Here is a 20,842-nt window from a genome sequence, read left to right on the forward strand (position 1 = left end):
TAGATGAACTGGTCGACGACCATCAATCTGGGTGGATTCGGGAACTCCGCCGGGATGGAGTGGCAGACCGTCAAGAGTTGGGAGTCGTTCACCAACTTCTTCGAGGGAGCCGTACATATAGACGCGGTGACTTACTGTGAGTCCCCCGGTCTTCTCCTCGACCTGTTCGATCAACGTGGGTCACAATTGGAGACGATGGACGTTCTCGTCGGCAACCGAGAGGAGTATCAATCCTCGGTCAACGACGTGAACGTCGCTCGGCAACTCGAACAGTACTACCGTGACGACAAGCTCATTATCCGGCTGAAGAACCGGAAAGTCGTCCACTCGAAGCTCTATCGAATCGTCAAGGAGGACGAGGAGGTCACGCTCATCTCAGGAAGCGCCAATTTCTCCTACAACAGCTGGAAGAACCAGACCAACAGTGTCGTCGTGTTCGATACGGAGGTGGGATCCCAACTCGACCAACAGTTCCAGCAGTGGATCGACGACCATCGTGATAACTACGCAAACGAGATCTTCATGGAGGACTTGGTGAAGGAACTGGAGCAACTTGACGACGAGGAGGAGAAGGAGCGACGAATCGAACTATGGATCGACAATCGCGACACTCAGCTCTCGGAACAAGGGGAGTTTCACTCCAACGTCGGCAACGAGTTGGAGAAGCTTGGTGGCGAGGTCGACCGCGTGGTCGGGGTAACTGACGACCCCGACGAGGCGGACGAGGTTGTCACAATCCAACACGAAGAGGTCGTGCCAGAAGACGAGGAGACCGGATCCAGCTCGGATGGATCAGGCGATAACGCCGAGAGTACTCCGGAAGGAGTCACCGCAGCAAGGACGCCCGAGTACACCATCACGCTCTCGACCCAAGGATACGAGAACGATGGCTACGTCAACCAGATGAAAACCGACCTCAAGCGCCGAGGCGCAGACGTCGGCTCCGACGCCATCACGACACCCATCGAGGGCTACACGAACTACCTACAGACACGCTACGACGTGCCAAAGATGTGGGTGGACGAGGGTGCAGGACGCGTTCACCTCCAGCACGGAGAACACCACCGAATTCTCACTGCCGACCACGATCCGGATCCAGCGGTACTCGATGCCGCTCTCTCGAATATCGAGGACTACGTGGAGACGGTCGATAGGTGGGGAGAAACGAACAACAGCCGAGCGGTGAAGGCCCACATGTACGAGGGGATACTCTACGGGCTGTGGGCACCCTTCGTCAATCTGTACGCTCGTCAGTTCTATGGGAACGTGACCCTCGACAACGCCCTACAGTATCTGTACATCTTCGGCGAGTCCGACGCCGGCAAGGACATGTTCACCGAGTTCGTTCTGCGTCTCGTCTCGGACGACCTCGTTACGGGTGGGGCAGATGCCGACAACGTGGGGAAGAACCAGATTCGGGCACTTCGGAACATCGACACCGTGTTTCCCTACATGATCTCCGACATCTCGAAGCAGAAGATCGAACGCATCGACACCCTGCGGAACTTCTGGCAGGACTCGTGGCATCCGACGAACGACATCGCCTACCCGTCGATCATCTTCACGAGTAACGACTCCCGGCCGAATGACTGGTTCCGCAACCGGACGAAGATGCTTCACTTTGACGTGGCGTTCCCCTCAAATCCCGAGGATGAGGGGTTCTACGAGGCACAACAGGATTTGAACGAGATCCTCGACGAGCGCAATCCGATATTCGCCTACGTCTCTCGTCGTATCCTCGAAAACGAGATGTACCTCGATGCGGCTGGGACAGTCGAAGACGTTCGACGCGTCTTCCTCGACTTCTACGATCAGGCCGGCAGAAAGATCCCGGAGTACTTCCCAAGGGAGCCTGCGAATCGCCGGTACAATATCGGGAAACGAAAGTGGCGTCAGGCGTACGAACGGGGCGATGTCGAATTCGAGCGTCGTGAAGACCAGCTCATCGCCGAGTTCAGTCTGGAGCCACATGAACTCTACAGCTACCGCAAGACGCTCCCGACGAAGATGCGACCCGAGAAGAGCGGTCGGAACATTATCGTCAAGAATCCCGACGACTTCAGCGAGTGGCTCAATCTAAACGAACTGACTGCCCCTGACGACGCTGATACCGAAGGTGGGTTCCTGAGCCGCCTCTTTGGGTGATGGAACCGGACGACTGGTTTGTTCGTCGAATCGAGGCTCGTTTCGTGCAACAATATGAGTCATACGCTGCCGCCGTGTTCAACATTTATTTATATCGAATGGTGTCAGTCGACCGTGCCGTCTATCGTCGACAATTGCGACGCGTGCGACGCCGAGGTCGAATGGGAAGTCGATGAAGACCTACAACATTCCTCCTGTTCCAAGTGTGGGACAAGACACATCGTGTCTGTCCACGAGCAGATGGTGTCTGAGCATGAAGAAAAGACCGAAGCAGAACGCCAAGAGATGTTCAATCGCCTGAACGAGTGGATGGACGAGAGGAGAATCGGACGTCAGTGATCACCCAGTCGTACATAGCATAGACACGAACACGCGTGGAACAGATGGTTTCAGGCGGCCTCATGAATCAATGTCCCTTTTTCAGTTGCTCTCGCTACGACGATCGACCAGAGAGACAGCAGCCTGCGGGTTAGAGTATATACCAGAAGGTTGGCTACGGGAGGGGTGCAGAATGACCGATTACGTCAGAGCACTGCACCCGTGCCCAGAACACGAGGGATGGTCAGACGATATCCCGGACGAACAGCTCCCCGGATGCGGAGAGACAGTACTAATCGAGTACCGTGATGCACCCCCGGTCGAGGAGGGTGACGTATTCCGAGACACCTGTCCGTCCTGCAAACGTCACAACGCTCGTCTGGAGGTACTCGTCGTCCACAGAGAGGATTAGTCGAGAACCTCTCCTCGAGACGATCCCGCTCGGCAAAACGGCGATGCAATGGCCGGATACAACCGGTCACTTAATACTTAGGGTTATATTTCCAAACCGAGAGGTAGTATTGTCGCTTAGAATGGGTATATAAGCCCATTCATAGGCGATGTTGACTGGTTATATATTATTGCTTATAATAGTTGCTGTGGCTTTCGAAGAACATCAGATCGAGTTCGTTCCAATTGACCGGCCGACCCTCAATCCACGAAACGAGGAGGTGTACTCTGACCGTGAGGACTTGAGCGACTCTTTCGTCGAAAGTATCCGGAAGGACGGCATCCTCCAACCATTAGTGGTAGCGGCCGACTGGCTACTCATATCGGGTCACCGACGTCTTGAGGCCGCTAAGAGGGTCGGATTCGACGAAGTCCCGGTGATCATGAGGGAGTTTACAGGCGAGCTTGAACGCCTCGAAGCCCTTGTTCAATACAACCTCCACCGGGAGAAAACGTACAGCCAGAAGATGCGGGAGGCAGAATTACTGGCCGAGGTAGAAGCCGAACGAGCGAAACGACGGCAGGGCACCCGTACAGACCTTCGGGAAAATCTTCCCACAAGTGGTCAACGTGAGTACGGACGTACCCGTGATAAGGTCGCTTCGGCAGTCGGGCTGGGTAGCGGAAAGACGTACGAAAAGGCTCTTGCCGTATGGAACGCAGCAGAGTTGGGCGATCCGGTCGCGAAAGGTGCGGTCACGCGTCTCGACACAGGTGACAGTTCTATCGAGAGCGCATGGCGGAAAGTCCGCAAACGGCATCCCACGGACGGCACTCCAAACACGAGAGAGACAGCAAAGAGCAACGGCGAACAGATAGACCCCAACGACCTAATCCTATCCGCGCACCAAGCTCATAACGACGTTGTGTTCAAAAAAATCCTTGACCTCCACGTCGAGCGAGGATCTGTTGTCGCCGACGTGACGTTCAACGAGGGGACGTTCTGGAAGCAGGTACCCCACGACGCGTACACCATACTTGCGACCGACATTAATCCGAAGTACTCTCCGTACTGTGAGGCGGTTGTCGATTATCGTGACCTACCTTACGAGGACAACAATATTGACGCAGTCGTACTGGATCCACCGTACGCGGAGGGCTTCTATTCCCCATCGGAACCATCTGACGAGGATGACTACTGGATCAAAGAGCGATACGGGGATGGGTCGAGAAGTGAGTTCACTTACCATGAGGCAGTCATCAACGAGTACGTTCTGGCTGGTCGGGAAGCCCACCGAGTTCTGGCGGACGATGGTGTCCTAATCGTCAAACTCCAAGACGAGGTGTCCCGTAACCAGCAACGACTCACGCACGTCGAAGTGACCAACATCTACGAGCAACAACTCGGGTTCACTGCAGAGGATCTATTTGTAGTCGTGAGGCCGGACAGGCCCACCTTCTCGAACATCAAGCGTCAGCGACGAGCGAGAAAGAACCACTCGTACTTCATCGTTTACAAGAAGCAGACCGTGAGCTAGACCTCGATATAGCCTCGTTTCTTGAGATACCGGTATTGGTCGTCGCGATCGCGGAGGATCCCATACGTCTTCATAGCCTTGTCTGCGTGGCGTTGGAGAGCGTCGACATCCTCGATGACGGCACCGTCGTAATAATCGAACTCCGTGGTGACGTCGACGAGCTTCTCACTGTCCAGCATACACCACGCGTGTTCGAGACCGCCGATGTCGAGGTCGAAAACACCGGCGAACCCATCCGTGTACCAGAATCGACTATCGTACTCCCACATCTTGAGAGAATTAGCCCAGCAGGCCTTCGTTTGAGGTTCCGTCTCTTCAATCGCCTCGGCGACCAGTTCACGTTCGGCCTCGGTCAACTCCTTCGAGACGGTAACCGGTCTCCCCGCAATCTGGTCGTGTTCGATACCACTACTGTTCACTGACTGACCGTGGTCGGCGACGAACTTGTGGACTGGAGATCGGCTCTTCGATGCGTGGACGAATTCCGTGGCGAGGTTCAACTACACGTGGAGGGACTCCCCGGTTTAGTCCCGTTGTCTCGGGGGGCCAGAACTGTAGACAACTCACATTGCCGAGATGACTACAACGATTCGCTTTCGGTACGGTGGATTAACAGTAGTCGGTGGGGAACGAGGTGTAATGAGTGCCGGCAACGACCAACTCCGGAGAGAGCTCGATGCGAAATTCCGTCCCCCACTGGACGTACTGCTTGACCCATCCCTCCTCGTCGCTCATAGCTCACTCAAGCGCCTGACCGGCTCCAAGATCTTCGAATCACAGACGCAAGCGACGCTCGGAGAAATGCCCACGAAGCCGCGAATCGGAGACCTGTGTGTCCCTGCGACCTTTCGAGAGCTACTCGAAAGCGGGGACGAACAAGTCGTCGAAAACACCGGTGTGTGGAGTTTCTATCGAGGACAGGCTGAGGCTGCGTCCCGTGACCAAATCATCGACTCGCTCGACAGAAACAGTGTAACCGGGTACTCGGTAGACTCCAGCCCCACGAAACTGCAGTGGGAGGAGGCACTGGACGGGTCGGTTCCGGACGAACAGCTACAGAACACGCTCAACGAAGAGTGTGGGTTCCTTCGGTCTGGTGGAATTGTCCTGTCGAGGACACCGACGTTCGTCAAAACGCTACGTGATGCAGGCTTGCCGACGGTCGATATCGGAAATGCACCTCTGGACGGTGATGTCAGCGAAAAATTGGCAGACATCGGGTACAGGAGTCCAGCAAGCGTCTGCGTGTTCAGTGTCTCGACGGCAGGGTCGACGGTCGATGCGCTCGTCGGTAACATCCTTTCGACTAATACCGATATGCTCCTCTACCGGCTTGGTACGTGACACCCCACTCAGTTACTGCAACACTCAATCCCAATCAGCCGTCTACCGTCGATTATCACAGGGTTCTCTGCCGTCAGCTCCCGACCACACCAGTCACACGCCGGATCCTCCATGACTCCAGAGCCGACTGCATACGGATACGACACTGTCGTTGAGGCGTCGTCGAGTCGGAGTGAAAGTTCGAGGTCGCCCCGTTCGTACATGACCGACGTCGCAGTAACGGGCCGAATCCGAACGGTGAGGGAGTGACGTTCTCGTATTTCTGCACGTTTCTCCGGAAACCCTCTCTCGATCTGGATCGTCAGATCGTCCAGCTCCGATCTGACATCGTCCAGTTCGGCACGAAGCTCCTTGCGCTTCCGAAGTGCCTCCACGCGTTCGGTCTGTTCAGCAGCCGTATCGATGGTGTCTGTCACCTCGGCGATTCGGTCGGTCAACGAGTCGATGTCCTCCTCTAGCTCGGAGCGTCGTTGACGTGCGAACTGCCTGTACTCGTCGAGTTCCACATCAGCGGCACGCGTCGCCCGCTCTCGCGTGTCCCGGACAACCGGAGCTATTGCGTCCTCGGCGTGGTTACGAGCGGTGTCGAGGCTATCCAACAGCTCTCGCTCGTCGACGTTCCGGCCTTCAGAGGGTGTCTGTCGGTCGCTTCCCTCGGTCAGGTCGAGATACGTCTCGGCCAGTCGAGGACGTCGCTCGTCGTCGCCGAGGTCGACAGCGACAGCGTGGAGATCTTCAGTCTGGTACTCGCTGACCGTCTCTATCCCGACGTGGAAGAGCGTACAGAGCGCCCGTCGGTCGTAGTACGGCGTGAACTTCTGGTCGGTGACCTCGGCCGGCCCCTCTGTGATCCACGGTGGGAGTCGGGGTTCACAGTCCTGCCATGTGAGAGCGACCGACCCGACTGGGGTTCGATTTGCGGCTTCGTCGATTAGTCGTTCGACGAAGGCGCTCTCTGGGGCGACGGCGAGTGCTCCCTCGCCGACCTCGGCCGGATCGTTTGCAATCTCCAGAACTGCGCCGTCCAGCTCGAGGTCAGTCTCGGCGTCGTCCGGGAGAGTGACTCTCCATCGCCGTCCCTCCTTCGTGATTTCGGCTCCGAGGCAGGTTAGATACGCTTCGGTGAGCCGCTCGACTGCCCGCTCCGTCACGGCCATCGCGGCATCAGTCATCGCTGGCCCCCAGATCGAATCCCTCGAACACGCCGCTGTTGAAGTCGTTCAGCTTGTCGGCGAGGTCACGCTGTTCCTGCAGGTCGATCGCCATCGCGTCGAAGTCGTTCTCCAACTCGACCTCTGAGCCCGCGTTGACCAGCCGATCGAACACGTCGTCCTCGAAATTCCGGCCAGTCTCTTCCAGCCGGGTCAGTATCTCGCTCAGCTCGCCGACGGACTGCTGGAACAGGTCGATTTTGTGGTAGAGCCGCTCCAGCACGTACTCCTCGATGGTATCCTTGAGCGCGATGTTGAAGACGTAGACTTCCCGATCCTGTCCGATACGGTGGATCCGCCCGATGCGCTGCTCCACCTTCATCGGATTCCACGGGAGGTCGTAGTTGACCATCACGTTGCAGAACTGGAGGTTGCGGCCCTCGTTCATCGCGTCCGTCGAGACGAGCACACCGCCTTCCTCCTCGAACCGCTTGACGATCTCTTCCTTCTGGTCGCTGGTGTGCCCACCGTGGAATGGGTGGGTCGTGTATCCCGCCTCGTCGAGCCGATCAAGTATCGCCTGCTGGGTGGCTCGGAACTGCGTAAAGACGATTACCCGGCCTTTGTCGACTCGTTCGCGGGCCTCCTCGGTGATATGCTGGACGCGTTCCAACTTCGTCGGGGTCTCGACAGCGTCAACGCGTTCGAGGATCTGTTCGAGCTGGTCAGTGTGGGCTGGCTGCTTCCCCTCCTCCAGTTGTTTCTCGACCGTCCCTCGGAGCGCAGCTGGGCTGCTGACGACTTCCTTCTGGAGAGTCATCAGCACCAGCTTCTGTCCCCCGCTCTCGCTGTACGCCGCTCTCACGTAGTCTGTGACGGACTGGTAGAGGTCGCGCTCGGCTGGCGACGGATCGAAGGTACGCGTCGTCACGTTGCGCGGCGTGAAGTCGATGTCCGTCTCCTCTCGGCGATTGCGGATCATCACCTTGCGCAACCGGTTCTGGAGTTCGTTGCGATTGACCAGCGTCTCCTGCGAGGAGTTGATGAAGTAGTGGTGGAACGACTCACGCGTCCCGAACAGACCCGGCCGCAGGAGAGAGACAATATTGTAGAGGTCGGTGACGTCGTTCTGTATCGGCGTCGCCGTGAGGAAGAACGCGTAGTCGTACGAGAGCTTCTGGAGGAGTTCGTAGCGGTCGGTGTCCTCGTTCTTGACGTAGTGGGCCTCGTCGAGCACGAGGACGTCCCAGTCGCGACTGAGGACGGTCGTGCGGTTGCTCTCACTCTTCGCGGTGTCTATGCTGGCGATGATGTGGTCGTGGGCGTCGAAGCCGGCGAAGTCGTCGTCGTAGTTGCAGGTAAAGTCGAGACCGAACTTCTCCAGCATCTCGGCCTGCCACTGCTGGGCGAGCTGTGCCGGCGTGAGGATCAACACGGCGTCGTCGGTGCCGCGATAGTGCATCTCCTTCAGAATCATCCCGACCTCGATGGTCTTGCCGAGGCCGACCTCGTCGGCGAGGAGGGCTTTGCCGTCCATCTCGAAGAGCGCCCGGTGGGCGGCGTTCACCTGATGTTCGAGGAGCTTGACGTTCTCCTCATCGAGGTGCGAGAGCGAGCGGAGTTCGGTATCGGGCTGGCCAGCCTTGAGTCGGTTGGCCTGTACCGTGAGGAGGTGGTCGCCGAGGGACGACGCGTCGGCGAGACGGTCGGTCAGATCGGTGTCCTCGTGGCGGATTTCGACGTCCACGAGGTCGTCTGTCGTCATCTATTCGCCCATCAATACGACGTTACTTGTAACTCAATGGTCGTCGCTGTATTAATTGGGAAGAAACGTCGCTTCCATCGAAATCAACCAGCACTATTTGGCGGTGAAATGATATATTATCCAAGCCACTCAGACATATCTCGGAATTCAGGAGCAGGCGAGTCACGAGGACTGCCCGGGTCAACGCCAATCAGCTCAAGAATGTTCGCGAGGAAGGCGATTAGGTGTCCTTTCTGGCGGCAGACTTCTCCCTTCGCTGCCCACGTTTCTTCCTCTACTCCACTGACGTTCCAGTTCTCAATGCCGTGTTCCTGACAAACGAACACCCAGTGAACTACGGTCGGGGTCTCCTCGTCGAGAGGATCACCTGCGGACAGTCCGATGGTGACTCCCAAGAGTCCGTTCTCTATCTCGTCACTCACATCCACGACGTCAGCGAATGTCTCAATTTCTTCAGAGGCCACTCCATTTAGCGTTTCTTCCGTCGGAAAACATTCATGCTGAACCTGATCTGGGAGTAGAACAGTCAACCCTGCTTTTATTTTCTCAATATCGAGCAGTGGGGGCTCAATGCCTAGAATCGAACATATATTTTCAATCTCTTCGGAGGAGAGTTGCCGATGTTCGCGAATTGTCTTCAGTAGTCTCTTCGCCTCGGTCTCAGATAGAGAGGTTTCTTTTACTTGATCCGGGTCGGGTTCAAATTCGTCGTCGACTAACGTCCCGGAGCCATCGGTGTATATCAAGCGTAAGGCTTTGAGCGTCTTGATGGTATCCCACGAGATGTCGTCCTCGTGGCAGAGGCCGTAGCTCTCCACAATTCGATGTCCCTCTTCTCGAATTTTGTAGGTGATGTTCCCCGTGTTCGGCGTCCAAGCACGTATATAATAACCTCGTTTGCTCTGATATTCGTTTATTGTAGGCATAATATGAACTTACGAGAAATTATCTAATGCAATAATCAACTAACCAGTATATAATGGATTTTGAAACGGCAAAGGGCGATGGGAGCGAAGCATAGTCGCTTCCATTTGCAGTTCCAAATGACGAGATAGCCGGCATCAGTTATCGGCAATTTGCATGGGGTATTGCTTAGTACCCTACCGTGAGACCAATTGCATAGGAGGTGCCCATTCCCCCGAACTGATGGGGGTAATGCGGCCAATCAACTATGACAGGAGAGGATCGATCAAAGAGTGGCAACACTCGTCCGCGTTTGAACCAAGCAGCACAATTAACCACGGTTCTGTCAGCAGTCGTGGTTACTGCGATGTCGGCGACGAAGGCGGTCACTATGTCGACAGCTCACTATCCCTGTTTGTGTCTCTAGCAGTCGCAGTGAGTTTCGGACTGTACCTACTGACTCAGCCTCATTGAATCAGACAAAGATCAGCTATCAGCAGGTGGCACGGTTCTCAAACTACTTGATAGGGCCACCAGCATCGCGAATAAACATTCGCGCATCCATCAGTGTTACAAACTTCACCTTAGCCAGTTCGTCAGGGTCTGCTACGGCGATATCTCCAACTGAATGAAATCCAGCCGCATTCAATCGTTTCTCTCTCCCAGAACCAAGTTCCTCAATCTCAGTGAGTGGTGCAGTGGGACGTTCGCTTGTTTGCTTGATCCATTCTTCGCAGGTAGTTTCACCGTACTTGATTTTTCCAGCTAATTCTTTTGCATTCGCCTGCGCAAGGTCTCCAATGGTGGTGATTCCAGCTTTAGCTAGCTCCTCTGATTTTGCTGAACCAATACCATTCAGCGTGTCAACTGGAGCGTTGTCAAAACATTTTGCTTGAGCGATAAATGCAGTTGACTCTTTTAATGAATGACCAGTGTGTTCAGCAACCCACTCTGCTCCCGCGTCACCCAAAGCCGCAAACGAATTGACCCCATACTTTGCTAATTGTTCTACGCCTTCGGGTTCGAGTCCATTGATGAGGAGCAGTTCAGAGTCTCCGATCTCTACGATAGGAGTCGAAGGTTCCTCGGCACGTTTGGTACTGGCCGTGGAAGATGGGGACTCTTCGCCCTCTCCAGATTCATTCATCAAATTGCGTATGTCGGATCCGATATATTTGTTGACATTCATTGTCGACACATCATGAGTCCGTATGAACTCCTCAACCAGCGGCTCGGCTTCAAGACGAAGGATTAGATCGTATAATGACTCCCCGTCGACTAGCTTTACTCGTCTACGCTTTGCCTCACGCACCGCTGTTGAATGGAACGAATTGAGGGTCACTAATACAGAAAGGTCAACCGTTGATGTCGGGGGAGGCGCACACTTCCGCACATCTGGTGAGCCGAGCTTAGCCTTTGGGTTAAACGGGTCGTACTGCTTGGCTTCAATATGAGTCACAGCCTCGTATGGAAATGTCTGCTTTGCTATGACATCAACACCTCCGTCACGGCTCCCCTTTGTTACTTCAGTTTGGTAACCTTGTAGCGTCCAGAGGGCTGCGACAAATTCCTCAAATTCGGTCGATGTCAGGTTCTTATGGATCGCCGAGAGCATCTCATCTCTGCCATCTTCCCTCTCATCATCACTGGACATTTCCAATTGATCCCTCCCCTCTTCTGCTCTTGTACTACTGTAATGTCAGATGAAGAAGATAGCTTTGTCGATTAACCTAACAGTCGCGTTGACTATCGCCGACACTCCACGCGTTCGGGCGTAATCATCGACTCCTATGACCGAACTGCGAGCGACACCACGTCCTCAAGCATAGTCTGCTCCAGAATCAGCTCCCGGTACCCATCGTCGACCAAATCCGTGGGGTTTGTCGTCGCCAGCTCCGTTATATAACCTGTCTCCTCGTCAATGTCGGGATGGTTCTCGTCACGTTCCCAGATTTCGGCCTGCTCGACGAGCTGTATCCAATTTTCAATCACATTCTGCTCAATATCCCGTGCGAGGTCTCGGAGACGCCCGACAAGGGCGTCTACCATCAGCTGATTCTCTCAACTACCTCATCAAGAAAGCTTTCCAAAGTCTCGATGCTTTGTCCTTCTCGATACATGGCTTCTACAATCGATTTTCCCTGAGACTTCTTGTAACTATTTCCTACACGATGAATACGTCCGCACTCACTGCAAGTGCGCTCTTCTTGTGAGGGGACATCTCTTCCAGTATATTGTCGAGCTATTTCTGCACAGAGTTTGTCGGGGATGTCCACATAATGAGATACGAACCCCTCGCTAACTTCCAAGCCAAGTGCCTCATTGATTCCTTCCGGAGTGAAATAGTTCTCAATTTCACGTCGCTCAAGAACACGAATTAGCACATCCGACTCGCAGGTATCACATTGCTCTCGGAGGTCACGTATGTATGGTTTTTCAGAATCGTCGGGACTTGACCGATCACTATCGAGTAGGAAACCGAAGTTCCGGTTAATTTCGGCTAATTCAGCAGGGTCGCATTGTCGAATATTTCCACTGCCACCAAGATGCTGAATGGTAATTCTTGCTCTATCTGCCTCCGAGAGGTGATTATCTGCGACGACTCTCAACATCTGTACGTCAGTGCTACCTTCGACATAGACCACAAAGTCACTCTGGAGAATGTCACTATTGCGAGCACCCAGTTCTTCAATGACCGATAGATAGTCCTCCTCAATTTGTCTGACCGATGTTCTGCCAGCATCCCGCTGTACAAGTATAACATCTCCGTGTCCACGCCGATCAATGAATTCCGGGGAATGAGTAGACAGCATAACTTGTCCACCGTTCGTTGAGATCTGCTTCAGTGCCCCGAGCATCCGGCGTTTTGCTTCGGGGTGTAGCCAATTTCCGGGTTCTTCGAACAACAGCAGGTAACCTTCTCCAATGTGGCGCTCTCTATACGTTTCGACTAGTGAAAGAACCAGCATACTTCCGACGCCTGATCCCCTCTGATCAATGGGAACGGACATCTCTGAATACTGATCAGTAATTCGAATAGAGGGTGTGAACGCCTTACCCAGATTAATTTCACCGGTATCAAGCTCTAGGTGTCTTATGGAATCCATTCGGCTCACTAGGCCCTCTTCGATCTGTTCCTGAACCGCCCCCACCTCTCTATTCAATTCACTCTCTAGTTCTTTCCTCGCCTGTCGAAGAGCATCGCTCTCCTCAAGTAGTGGAGTGAGTAGCTGATCGATTAGTGTATTTGACTTAAAAGTAGTCTCCTCTGTTACATTCCTCTCGGCAGGAATATAAACCGGCTCGGGGAGATATTCCCAAAGGAAGTCACGCGTGTCTGGTTTTCCGAGTGAATCGTATTCTCCGACTAGGGTATCAGCCCCGATCGCAACCTCATCAGGCCCAAGATAGGTTTCGGCCATGCTTCTCCGTGGATCAGGGTACTCCCACTTCCGTGTGATCTGGAGTGTATTATCGGGAATCTCGATTGAGTCATCGAGAGCGTCGGCCAATTCATCAGGAACTGGGCTAAACAACGCTGAAATGATTATATCGTCCTCAGTGCCCATGTGGAACTGATTGGTTGTAGGCTTCCCTTTCTCGGTTAGGAACATTTCAATAGCCTCTAAAAGTGAGGACTTTCCTGCATCGTTTTTACCGACAAGTACCGAGAGATCTGAGACTGACTCGATTTGGGTGCGCTCAATTGATTTGAAGTTCTTAATCTGAATACCGGAGAGTCGCATCATTGGATGATTCCTTGAAATCCACTCAACCAGTAACCCAGAATGTTTCGGTGAATCCAAGTGCTACAGGCATGCTTGGCGGGTAGATGCAGTAGACTGGCTACTTTGCTCGGTATAGTTACTTCACATGATATTCAGCCCAAAGAGACTATGAGCGGAGAGGGTAGGCCCTATGTATGAGTCAATATTCCGAACTGAACGTGTATTTTCATCGGCTTGCCCCCGGAAGTCCAACCGATGAGACATTGTTCAAATTCTACGACGAGGGATACATCCTCTGCCACTACGACGACGTCGCGAGCTTCTCTGCAGACGAGTACGAGAACGGAGCGGCCGATCTGGAAGACATTGTTGATTTCGCCGAGTCCGGAGGTATCTGTCTCATCCAATTAGACGCAGATAACGACTACTACGACCGGGGACGAAAGCTTGGCGTTGTAACGCCCGAGACCGAGCCGTTCATCATCGGAGTTGACGAGGACGGGACGCGTACCGAGGAATTCACCGATCCGAAAGAAGCAAAGAACCACCTCGAAGGACACGAAGAGGTCACAAAAATCTACAAAGGAGTTGAGCTGCAGACCGAGATACGCGAGCTGACCTCCCACGAGTACCTTCTCAGTGCATACGAACCACCGTCAACGACTTTCTGCAGGTGGCGAGTCGTGGAAGATCAGATCAAGGCACTCCTTAGTGGTGAGCAGCTACCTATCGATGAATCGACTTCATACTCCCCTGACCAAACAGAGAGGCTTTGTGAGGAGTACCTCCGCGAAGAGTACCAGTATTACCCACTGATTCAGCCCGGTGGGTCTTCTGGAATCAACCAGAGCTTCGATTTAATCGGCGGGATTGGCGATGATTCTGTATTCGGCGAAGTGAAGAATACGAAAGGTACCTCTCAGTCCGCATTAGACGATCTTGAGGACGAGGCAAATGGCCAGACGAGGACGTTCTATTTTTCTCGTAACCCCGTCAAGGAAACTCGGGAAGGAGTCGAAATTGTGCTGCTAGAGGAAGTTTTGGAGGGACTCTCCGGGATAGATCGCACACATCGTATGATGGAGCGAATGACGACGTGGTAGCGAGTGTGGATCAACAATCCCCTCGAACATAGAGCGTTCTTGTAAGCGTTATCGTCGGGGATTCAGGCAACCTCTCGGACGAATTCCGTTGATTGACCACGACTGTGGCTTACGCGTCAGGGCACCCTCACCAAAGCTACGACCGAACTGCGAGAGACACAACGTCCTCAAGCACGGTCTGCTCAAGAATCAGTTCCCGGTATCCATCATCGACTAAATCCGTGGGGTTCGTCGTCGCCAGCTCCGTCGCGTGACCCGTTTCCTCGGCGACGTCGTGGGCATCGAGACAGATTCGTCGGTCATCCCACGGAATCTTTTCCAGTGCCTCGTCAATGTCGGAATAATCCTCGTCACGTTCCCAGATCTCGGCCTGCCCAACGAGCTGATTTCGATTCTCGATGGCATTCTGCTCGATGTCCCGTGCGAGGTCTCGGAGACGCCCGACGAGGTCGTCGAGTCGGATGAAGTTCGGAACCTCGTCCTGATAGAACGTGTTGAGTGTCCTCCCGGCCTTGTTGCCGCCACGAATCAGGTTCTGCCGTATCTGGGACGTGTCCATCGAGTCGAGCTGGCCCTCGTAGTCCGAGCGCCGGAGGCGACTGACATGGTCGAGGACTCCGTCGGCGATTTCATCGGCGAGGCTGGGCTCACGATTCAGGTACTCCGACTCGACGTGGTTCGAGATGTAGAGTGCGAAGTCGTGGTCTTCCAGATACTGCCGGCACTTGTGGTGATGGGAGTCGTCTCGGAAGCAGAACCCGAGGACGACGCCAGTGTCGAGGAACGACGCGTCCGGCATCTATTCCCGTGCGAGCAGCTGGTCGATCTGCTCTTCGACGGTCAGGGAGTACGCGTCCGAGACTCCGTCGAGTTCCGTGCTTCGGGAGCGGTTCTGGAGGAGCTCCTCCCGCTCCTCTCGCAGACGCGTGGCGAACTCCGATTTCTCCTCGGCGGCGTCCTCCTCCCAAGCGGCGAGCCGCTCGTCAGAGATGTGGTGGTTGTAGGTGAACCGGAGCACGACCTTGCTGAGTGCTCGAATGAAGTCGTCGAGGAACTCGGCGATGCGGCTGTACTCGACCGACTGCTCCACCATGAGGCGAACCGTGTCGTCCCACCGCAGGTAGAGCCGCTTCATCTCCCCATAGCGTTCCTCGTCCTCGGGGTACGCCGTCAGCATCTCGTCCAGTTGGCGCTTGAGGTACTCCTCGTTGGATTCCCCGCCGCTGCTGTAACTCTGCAGGCGCTGTTGTTCCCCCAAGTCGATGGTATTCAGTAGCCACCGGAGTTCGCTATACGCCCGAATGAACTCGTTCTCGGCGTACTCCTCGTACTGGTGCTGCTTGATGGCCTCGACGTTCTTCTTTCCGAACTCGCGTACAGTCCACCTGACAGCCATCGGAATGAGTTCGAGGCCCTCCTCGGAGACGTCGAACTCGTCCACCCGCATCGGCTTGGGGATGTACTGCTGGCCGTCCCAGCCGATTGCCTGTGGGGCGTTGTAGAACCGCCCGGCGAACTCGTGTTCGTTCGTGAGTTCCCCGTACATGTACCAGTAGCGCGGCAGGCCGACCTCGTAGTCGTGGACATCGAGTAGCCGGCGGTCGGCGATGCAGCAGAGCTTCAGGAACTTCGAGCGCGAGATCTGGTCGTCACTCTGATCCTTCAGCTTCCGCAAGAGGAACCAACCCAAGAACTCGGGCTCGCCGAACTCCGGCTCCTCTTGGGTCATAGTCTCTTGAGAAGTTTGGCCGGCGGGTGGTTAATTTTTCCCTCGAAGCGAGATGGTCGTCGAGGGAGGACGCGTCGGCAAGACGGTCGGTCAGATCAGTGTCCTCGTGGTGAAGTTCGACGTCCACGAGGTCATCTGTCGTCATCTACTGGCAAGTGGGCATAATCAGACAGTGGTCGGGTGTTCAATATCCACCGAACCAAGACAAGACTCCAACCGTGACTCGTTATCAAGGAAGTCACCATCCATGGTCACGAAATACAGTGGATTGAGGCTCTCTTCTTGAGTCAGGTGGTAGGAATCCAATAGAATGTCCCTGTCGTTCGACTTGCCGGACAGGATACTGTCGACGGTACCAAATACAGAGAGGGTGCTGTAATCTTGCTTGATATTGGCAAATACTGAACAATTGAGCCCATCGCAGTTGTGGTTTCTAATGCTGGTTATTATCGATATGACCGCATCGAAGTCATCATCAATATCGTCAGTCGTTCGCTCCAATACTGTCCGGGTGTCTACCTGTGTTAGTCCTATGTAGTATTGTTCGTGATCCCGAATGTGCTGTACGACATGAGAAACTACAGAGTCCCTGTAGTGACTCAACTCTCTCCAGACAAAGTCCACAATTTGCTGGATTGGTGGTTGGCGTCTTCCTGTGTCAAAATCTTGAAATATGAGTCGAGCAGCCTGCTTTGTGAGCCGCCTACGATCGTTGACGACATCCTCGGCTTCGGTCAAGACTCGGGGACTCGTATGGATATCTATGCGGGTGATTGAGTCAAGGTATTGTTTGACGACAGGGGCCTGTTGATCCCAATCAACCGTATATCCGATGATGATATTGGTCTCAATGAAGTGGTCTGGCATTAGTAGATGGAAGATTACTCAGATAGTTCGGCTTCGTCAAGATAATCTGCAGCGATTTTACCCCAAGTACTCTCCTCGGAAACCCTCGGAGCCTCCTCGCCGCCCTCAAATTCTAAATCAAGAAGCTGCCTAAATTCGACTAAGTCGTTTGCGACAAGCTGTTTGGTTCTCTCGTACTCTTCACTCCAATCATCGGCCTTTGAGTCGTAGTAGGGGTCGTGTTCCTGTAGTCGAAGTTGCTGGCAGTACAATCGCCAAACACTCTCTGAAAGCTGCTTGAAGCGGTCTGCGAACTCACGAGTGTCACCATTTACAAGTTTGAGATACCTTTTTGAAGTGTTCACGTATCGACTGAAAATTCTATTGAACCCCTCAAATGCTGGATGGAGCGGGAGATACGCTTCTGCAGTACCGATCTCTGATGCCAAGTTTTCTGTCCCAAGGTATAGTGGTCTGCCGCTAGCAAATTGCTCTATCGCGAACAGGATATTCAACTTGAAGTAACGCTGGAAGTCGTACGGAGCATCCTCGTAGATTCCCTCAATCTTCTCCTCGTGATTCGCGAAGATATTATAGTCCTCCTCAAGAGTCCGTTCTATTTCCCGCTTGGCAGCTTCGAGGTCGTCTCGGGCGAATCCCTCAGCCGACGGGGTACGCTCTGCCGACAATTCGTACCACTCCCCGGCTCCGGTGCGAGTTGTTGGGCTCGCTTCGAGAACTCCAGTTTCAAGACCATGGTTGACGGCTTCTTGGACAGTATCGCTGACCGTCCCATCTATGTACCAGTAGTAGGGAAGCAGTTCTCTAACCGCGTTATCGTCGTCAAGGCGCTCTCGGAGATGGTAGAGGATTTTCTGAATATCCAGATATACGAGTCCGTCAATGTCGTCATTGGACTCAAACACGTGGGACAATAGTTCCAACAGTGCGTCCCTCTCCTCTGGATTCATGGTGACTGTCCGTAACCTTCGGTGGGCTCATGAAAAAACTTTCTCACTAATTACCACCCCCGATATAATAGCCCGGAACAGTTCTGGTTTCAGTAGTCGCTCAGCCGCGACTCCAGAATGTTCCGGTAGGTGTCGTCGCCGGTCGCGTCGGCGAGCCCCTCACACAGTTCGCGCAGACTGTCGGTGATCTCCCACGCGTTGAGGTACTCGGAGACGGACTTCCCGTGTTCCCAGCGGTAGCGGAGGAACTGCGCCTTGTCGAGTTCGGTGAGTTCCTCGTCGCCGTTGACGCGTCCCTGCACGTAGGCGATACGCTTCTCGTCGTCCCACGTTCCGAGTTTGAAGCCGTCGTCCATCCGGTAGAGGCGCATGTCCTTCATGCGCTCAGGGGTAGCGTTCGTTCCACGGCAGAGCTTGTTGAGGTCGTCGTAGGAAGCTCCGGCCGTCTCCAGAAGATCAAGGAACACGTCGATCTCGCCGATATCGCTACCGTGCTGAATGACTCCGTAAATCTCGTCCACGACCTCTTTAGCAGTCATTGTTTCACCAGCGCGTTCCACCTTGCCATGGTGCTTCGAGTACTCGTGAAAACATCGGCCCATTTCTACTACACCGATATCTCCACGAGATAAATCACGGTTTTCTTCAAGGCGCTTACGGGTCTTCTGGGCTGTTCGATAGATTTCGCGACGAAGACTATTCCACGAGATCGGTTCACGTTGACCAGCCGGACGAGCAACTATTATGATATCAAACGAGACCGATTCTCCCTTAACGAGTTTGTTAATGTCTGCAGTAATTGGGTAAGTGGCAGTTACCTCAAACCCTTCATCACATAAGGCTTCTAGCAATTCACCCCACGATTCTGAATCACTGTGATGGTAAGTGAATACCAATGAGCCATCTTCTTTCAGAACCCTCGAAATGCGTGCAAAGGCTTCGCGCATTTCTTTTTCAAATTCTTTGGCGCCTTTCTGTGTAGCCGGATTCGCAACAATGCTTTCTTCTCTCGGACTTTTTTCCGGCTTGAAATGATCATAATCTTTTTTTAGTACAGTCCGTAGCCATACATAAAAGTAATCAGATAATTCAGAATATATCACGTTATCGTAATATGGTGGATCGGTAATTACGACATCGACATCTGAATCTTGTATCTTCCTTGCATCTCCACAATACACCGTTGAATTCTCGCCGATTGGTTTGCCAAACGGATCTGTCTTATGTGTGTCACCGTCCTCAACATACCGTTCTGTAGGCCGGTTCGCGTACTCGACTCCACTTTTTACTAGATCCCACATCGCCTCAAAAGTGCCACTACCGTCTTCTGCTCCCCAAACATTATTTTCAATTGGATATAATGGGGGATTAAAAGAGTTACTCCGGAAAATATCTCCAATCTTGTTGTATGAAGTATTATAAGAAACCATCATTGAGTTATATCTGAGTGCTCCAGACGCCGCAAGTAGGAGAAACTCTTTGTGTGACTGATTTTCCACTTGGTCAATCGATTCAAGTAATTTAGAAAGCGATAACAACTGACGAGAATTAAACATGTCTGTCCAATCAGAATATCCCTGACGCAGTAGACTATGCCCCCCACTGATATTGCCCTCAAATTTTGAGCTATCTGTTTTTATTCCGAGAGGGATCGGGTGATTGGGTACATATTTTTTCAGCTCATCTGAGTTTTCCCACTCTTGTTTGGCTGAGCTAAACTGTTCTTGATCGTAGTTTTTAGCCTGCATGTACCCTTTGTGTACGGACTTTGGATTGCCTTGTTCCTTACAATGAGAACAAAAGTACTCTATTGCATATAACCGGGTATCGAACCCGTCTTGTTCCTGAATTGCATCAATTATCGGATACTTTTGACCACAGGAGGGGCAGTTCAAATTGCCTCTCTTCGCATTCCCGGTCGATGGGTCAAAAGTAGCCCCGCACTCGCTACAGTCAGACTCTGTCTGCCAATCATCAACTAATTCGATTGATTCGCATGACGGGCATAACACATTATATTTGCCTTTATTATCATACCGTCCACTTCCGATCCGATAATCACGAAACAGAGGTACGGTATGGTCACACGAGGGACAATCAAGTTCCTTTACCCAAAAGTGGTACATAACTTCCGCGTCATGATCGTTGTCCCCATTTGGACAATGTGTTTTGTAATATTGTTTAATGTCGTCAGACACCCGCTCCTTTACTTTCTCAAAGCTTTCCTCTAATTTGTCAGGGCTCACACGACCTGCTTCCAGCTCTTTCTTACACACAAACCATGCAACAGGGTTTAGATCGTATCCCACGGACTCCACTCCGAAGCGGGACGCCTCAACGAGGGACGTCCCGCCACCCATGAAGGGGTCTAGAATTTTCTTGTCATCTACCCGGACGTCCTTGGTGTAGAGTTTCCAGAGTGAGCTTGGGTCTGAAATATCGACGCCGTCGATAAGTTCTTTGACTTCATCCGCATCACCGACGAAGTCTGAGAGTGACTCGTTTTTTCCGGGCTCACGGACAGACACATTCTCTGGATCGTCAAGGAGGGTGTAAAGACAGATTGCTCGGAAAACACAACCGAGACGACGTGCCCACCATTTATGCATGGTGTAGACGGGCCGGTAGTGCATCTTCGCTCGGCCTTCTTTTTCAGCAATCTCATTTACGCGTTCAATAGGGAATCCTCTCTCTATGGGCAGCATTTTTCGCTCACTCTCTTCAGATAGACCGATTTCCCGGGACATTGATGATAACCTACCCTGTTGGTGGGAGGGTTGTATAGCTTTCCGCTCCGGGCAATCGGACTCATATCGTATATCTGACCATTCCAACTGGATTATCCCCTTCAGTTCACTATTGTCTCCGAGAATCACCACAGCAGTTATGTTAGTCTTGACTAGTCACCTGA

The 20,842-nt window shown here is 53.3% G+C and carries 17 protein-coding genes; 5 read left to right on the forward strand and 12 right to left on the reverse strand.

The features are described 5' to 3' along the window. Window positions 1–3 precede the first annotated feature (3 nt). The 3 genes from NKJ07_RS07090 to NKJ07_RS07100 all read left to right on the forward strand — a co-directional run bounded on the left by NKJ07_RS07090 (window position 4) and on the right by NKJ07_RS07100 (window position 4,391). Entirely contained in the window at window positions 4–2,145 is a 2,142-nt protein-coding gene (locus NKJ07_RS07090; protein WP_318569887.1) for a restriction endonuclease PLD domain-containing protein, read from the forward strand. 114 nt (window positions 2,146–2,259) lie between these two features. After that, the gene (locus NKJ07_RS07095) at window positions 2,260–2,484 is read left to right on the forward strand and encodes a hypothetical protein (RefSeq protein WP_318569888.1); all 225 of its coding nucleotides are present in this window, start codon (window positions 2,260–2,262) and stop codon (window positions 2,482–2,484) included. A 578-nt stretch (window positions 2,485–3,062) separates the two neighbouring features. After that, window positions 3,063–4,391 carry a ParB N-terminal domain-containing protein gene (locus NKJ07_RS07100; RefSeq protein WP_318569889.1) on the forward strand — a complete coding sequence of 443 codons (1,329 nt, stop codon included), beginning with the start codon at window positions 3,063–3,065 and terminating at the stop codon, window positions 4,389–4,391. Here the strand turns inward: NKJ07_RS07100 and NKJ07_RS07105 are convergent. Beyond that, window positions 4,388–4,891 (reverse strand): hypothetical protein, encoded by a 504-nt coding sequence (locus NKJ07_RS07105; protein WP_318569890.1) that lies wholly within the window; start codon window positions 4,889–4,891, stop codon window positions 4,388–4,390. The two genes, NKJ07_RS07100 and NKJ07_RS07105, sit on opposite strands and share 4 nt — an antisense overlap. Window positions 4,892–5,030: 139 nt before the next feature. On the opposite strand from NKJ07_RS07105, the gene NKJ07_RS07110 reads away from it, so the two are divergent. Beyond that, on the forward strand, window positions 5,031–5,735 hold the full coding sequence (locus tag NKJ07_RS07110; RefSeq protein WP_318569891.1) for a hypothetical protein: 705 nt from the start codon (window positions 5,031–5,033) through the stop codon (window positions 5,733–5,735). A gap of 8 nt (window positions 5,736–5,743) precedes the next feature. On the opposite strand, the gene NKJ07_RS07115 is transcribed toward NKJ07_RS07110, so the two are convergent. From NKJ07_RS07115 to NKJ07_RS07140, 6 genes are all read right to left on the reverse strand, one after another. Next, entirely contained in the window at window positions 5,744–6,907 is a 1,164-nt protein-coding gene (locus NKJ07_RS07115; RefSeq protein WP_318569892.1) for a hypothetical protein, read from the reverse strand. Beyond that, window positions 6,900–8,651, reverse strand: coding sequence for a DEAD/DEAH box helicase (locus tag NKJ07_RS07120; protein ID WP_318569893.1), 1,752 nt, complete (start codon window positions 8,649–8,651; stop codon window positions 6,900–6,902). Before NKJ07_RS07120 ends, NKJ07_RS07115 begins: the two co-directional genes overlap by 8 nt. A gap of 116 nt (window positions 8,652–8,767) precedes the next feature. After that, on the reverse strand, window positions 8,768–9,469 hold the full coding sequence (locus tag NKJ07_RS07125) for a hypothetical protein (RefSeq protein ID WP_318569894.1): 702 nt from the start codon (window positions 9,467–9,469) through the stop codon (window positions 8,768–8,770). Between the two features lie 602 nt (window positions 9,470–10,071). After that, window positions 10,072–11,208, reverse strand: coding sequence for a DUF4332 domain-containing protein (locus NKJ07_RS07130; protein WP_318569895.1), 1,137 nt, complete (start codon window positions 11,206–11,208; stop codon window positions 10,072–10,074). 134 nt (window positions 11,209–11,342) lie between these two features. Then, complete coding sequence (locus NKJ07_RS07135; protein ID WP_318569896.1) at window positions 11,343–11,603, reverse strand: hypothetical protein; 261 nt, start codon at window positions 11,601–11,603, stop codon at window positions 11,343–11,345. Continuing rightward, window positions 11,603–13,303, reverse strand: coding sequence for an ATP-dependent nuclease (locus NKJ07_RS07140; protein WP_318569897.1), 1,701 nt, complete (start codon window positions 13,301–13,303; stop codon window positions 11,603–11,605). The genes NKJ07_RS07135 and NKJ07_RS07140 overlap by 1 nt, the downstream gene beginning before the upstream one ends. A 173-nt stretch (window positions 13,304–13,476) precedes the next feature. On the opposite strand from NKJ07_RS07140, the gene NKJ07_RS07145 reads away from it, so the two are divergent. Beyond that, window positions 13,477–14,385, forward strand: a complete 909-nt coding sequence (locus NKJ07_RS07145) for a hypothetical protein (RefSeq protein ID WP_318569898.1) — start codon at window positions 13,477–13,479, stop codon at window positions 14,383–14,385. Between the two features lie 136 nt (window positions 14,386–14,521). On the opposite strand, the gene NKJ07_RS07150 is transcribed toward NKJ07_RS07145, so the two are convergent. The 5 genes from NKJ07_RS07150 to NKJ07_RS07170 all read right to left on the reverse strand — a co-directional run bounded on the left by NKJ07_RS07150 (window position 14,522) and on the right by NKJ07_RS07170 (window position 20,678). Beyond that, window positions 14,522–15,184: a hypothetical protein gene (locus NKJ07_RS07150; RefSeq protein WP_318569899.1), complete on the reverse strand. Its 663-nt coding sequence runs from the start codon at window positions 15,182–15,184 to the stop codon at window positions 14,522–14,524. Further along, window positions 15,185–16,114, reverse strand: a complete 930-nt coding sequence (locus NKJ07_RS07155; RefSeq protein ID WP_318569900.1) for a hypothetical protein — start codon at window positions 16,112–16,114, stop codon at window positions 15,185–15,187. It lies immediately after the preceding gene. A 165-nt stretch (window positions 16,115–16,279) separates the two neighbouring features. Beyond that, a complete protein-coding gene (locus NKJ07_RS07160; protein WP_318569901.1) occupies window positions 16,280–16,981 on the reverse strand; it encodes a hypothetical protein in 702 nt (233 codons plus the stop codon). 14 nt (window positions 16,982–16,995) lie between these two features. Then, entirely contained in the window at window positions 16,996–17,931 is a 936-nt protein-coding gene (locus NKJ07_RS07165) for a hypothetical protein (protein WP_318569902.1), read from the reverse strand. Between the two features lie 89 nt (window positions 17,932–18,020). Continuing rightward, window positions 18,021–20,678 carry a DUF1156 domain-containing protein gene (locus tag NKJ07_RS07170; RefSeq protein WP_425504746.1) on the reverse strand — a complete coding sequence of 886 codons (2,658 nt, stop codon included), beginning with the start codon at window positions 20,676–20,678 and terminating at the stop codon, window positions 18,021–18,023. Window positions 20,679–20,842 lie beyond the last annotated feature (164 nt).

It is taken from the genome of Salinigranum marinum, from assembly GCF_024228675.1.
GTDB classification, from domain to species: domain Archaea; phylum Halobacteriota; class Halobacteria; order Halobacteriales; family Haloferacaceae; genus Salinigranum; species Salinigranum marinum.

Bases quoted from the DNA above. Each gene is read 5' to 3' on its own strand.
- NKJ07_RS07130 (WP_318569895.1), bottom strand. From the start codon at position 11,208: ATGTCCAGTGATGATGAGAGGGAAGATGGCAGAGATGAGATGCTCTCG.
- NKJ07_RS07140 (WP_318569897.1), bottom strand. From the start codon at position 13,303: ATGATGCGACTCTCCGGTATTCAGATTAAGAACTTCAAATCAATTGAG.
- NKJ07_RS07165 (WP_318569902.1), bottom strand. From the start codon at position 17,931: ATGAATCCAGAGGAGAGGGACGCACTGTTGGAACTATTGTCCCACGTG.
- NKJ07_RS07150 (WP_318569899.1), bottom strand. From the start codon at position 15,184: ATGCCGGACGCGTCGTTCCTCGACACTGGCGTCGTCCTCGGGTTCTGC.
- NKJ07_RS07090 (WP_318569887.1), top strand. From the start codon at position 4: ATGAACTGGTCGACGACCATCAATCTGGGTGGATTCGGGAACTCCGCC.
- NKJ07_RS07135 (WP_318569896.1), bottom strand. From the start codon at position 11,603: ATGGTAGACGCCCTTGTCGGGCGTCTCCGAGACCTCGCACGGGATATT.
- NKJ07_RS07110 (WP_318569891.1), top strand. From the start codon at position 5,031: ATGAGTGCCGGCAACGACCAACTCCGGAGAGAGCTCGATGCGAAATTC.
- NKJ07_RS07115 (WP_318569892.1), bottom strand. From the start codon at position 6,907: ATGACTGATGCCGCGATGGCCGTGACGGAGCGGGCAGTCGAGCGGCTC.
- NKJ07_RS07160 (WP_318569901.1), bottom strand. From the start codon at position 16,981: ATGCCAGACCACTTCATTGAGACCAATATCATCATCGGATATACGGTT.
- NKJ07_RS07155 (WP_318569900.1), bottom strand. From the start codon at position 16,114: ATGACCCAAGAGGAGCCGGAGTTCGGCGAGCCCGAGTTCTTGGGTTGG.
- NKJ07_RS07120 (WP_318569893.1), bottom strand. From the start codon at position 8,651: ATGACGACAGACGACCTCGTGGACGTCGAAATCCGCCACGAGGACACC.
- NKJ07_RS07170 (WP_425504746.1), bottom strand. From the start codon at position 20,678: ATGTCCCGGGAAATCGGTCTATCTGAAGAGAGTGAGCGAAAAATGCTG.
- NKJ07_RS07145 (WP_318569898.1), top strand. From the start codon at position 13,477: ATGAGTCAATATTCCGAACTGAACGTGTATTTTCATCGGCTTGCCCCC.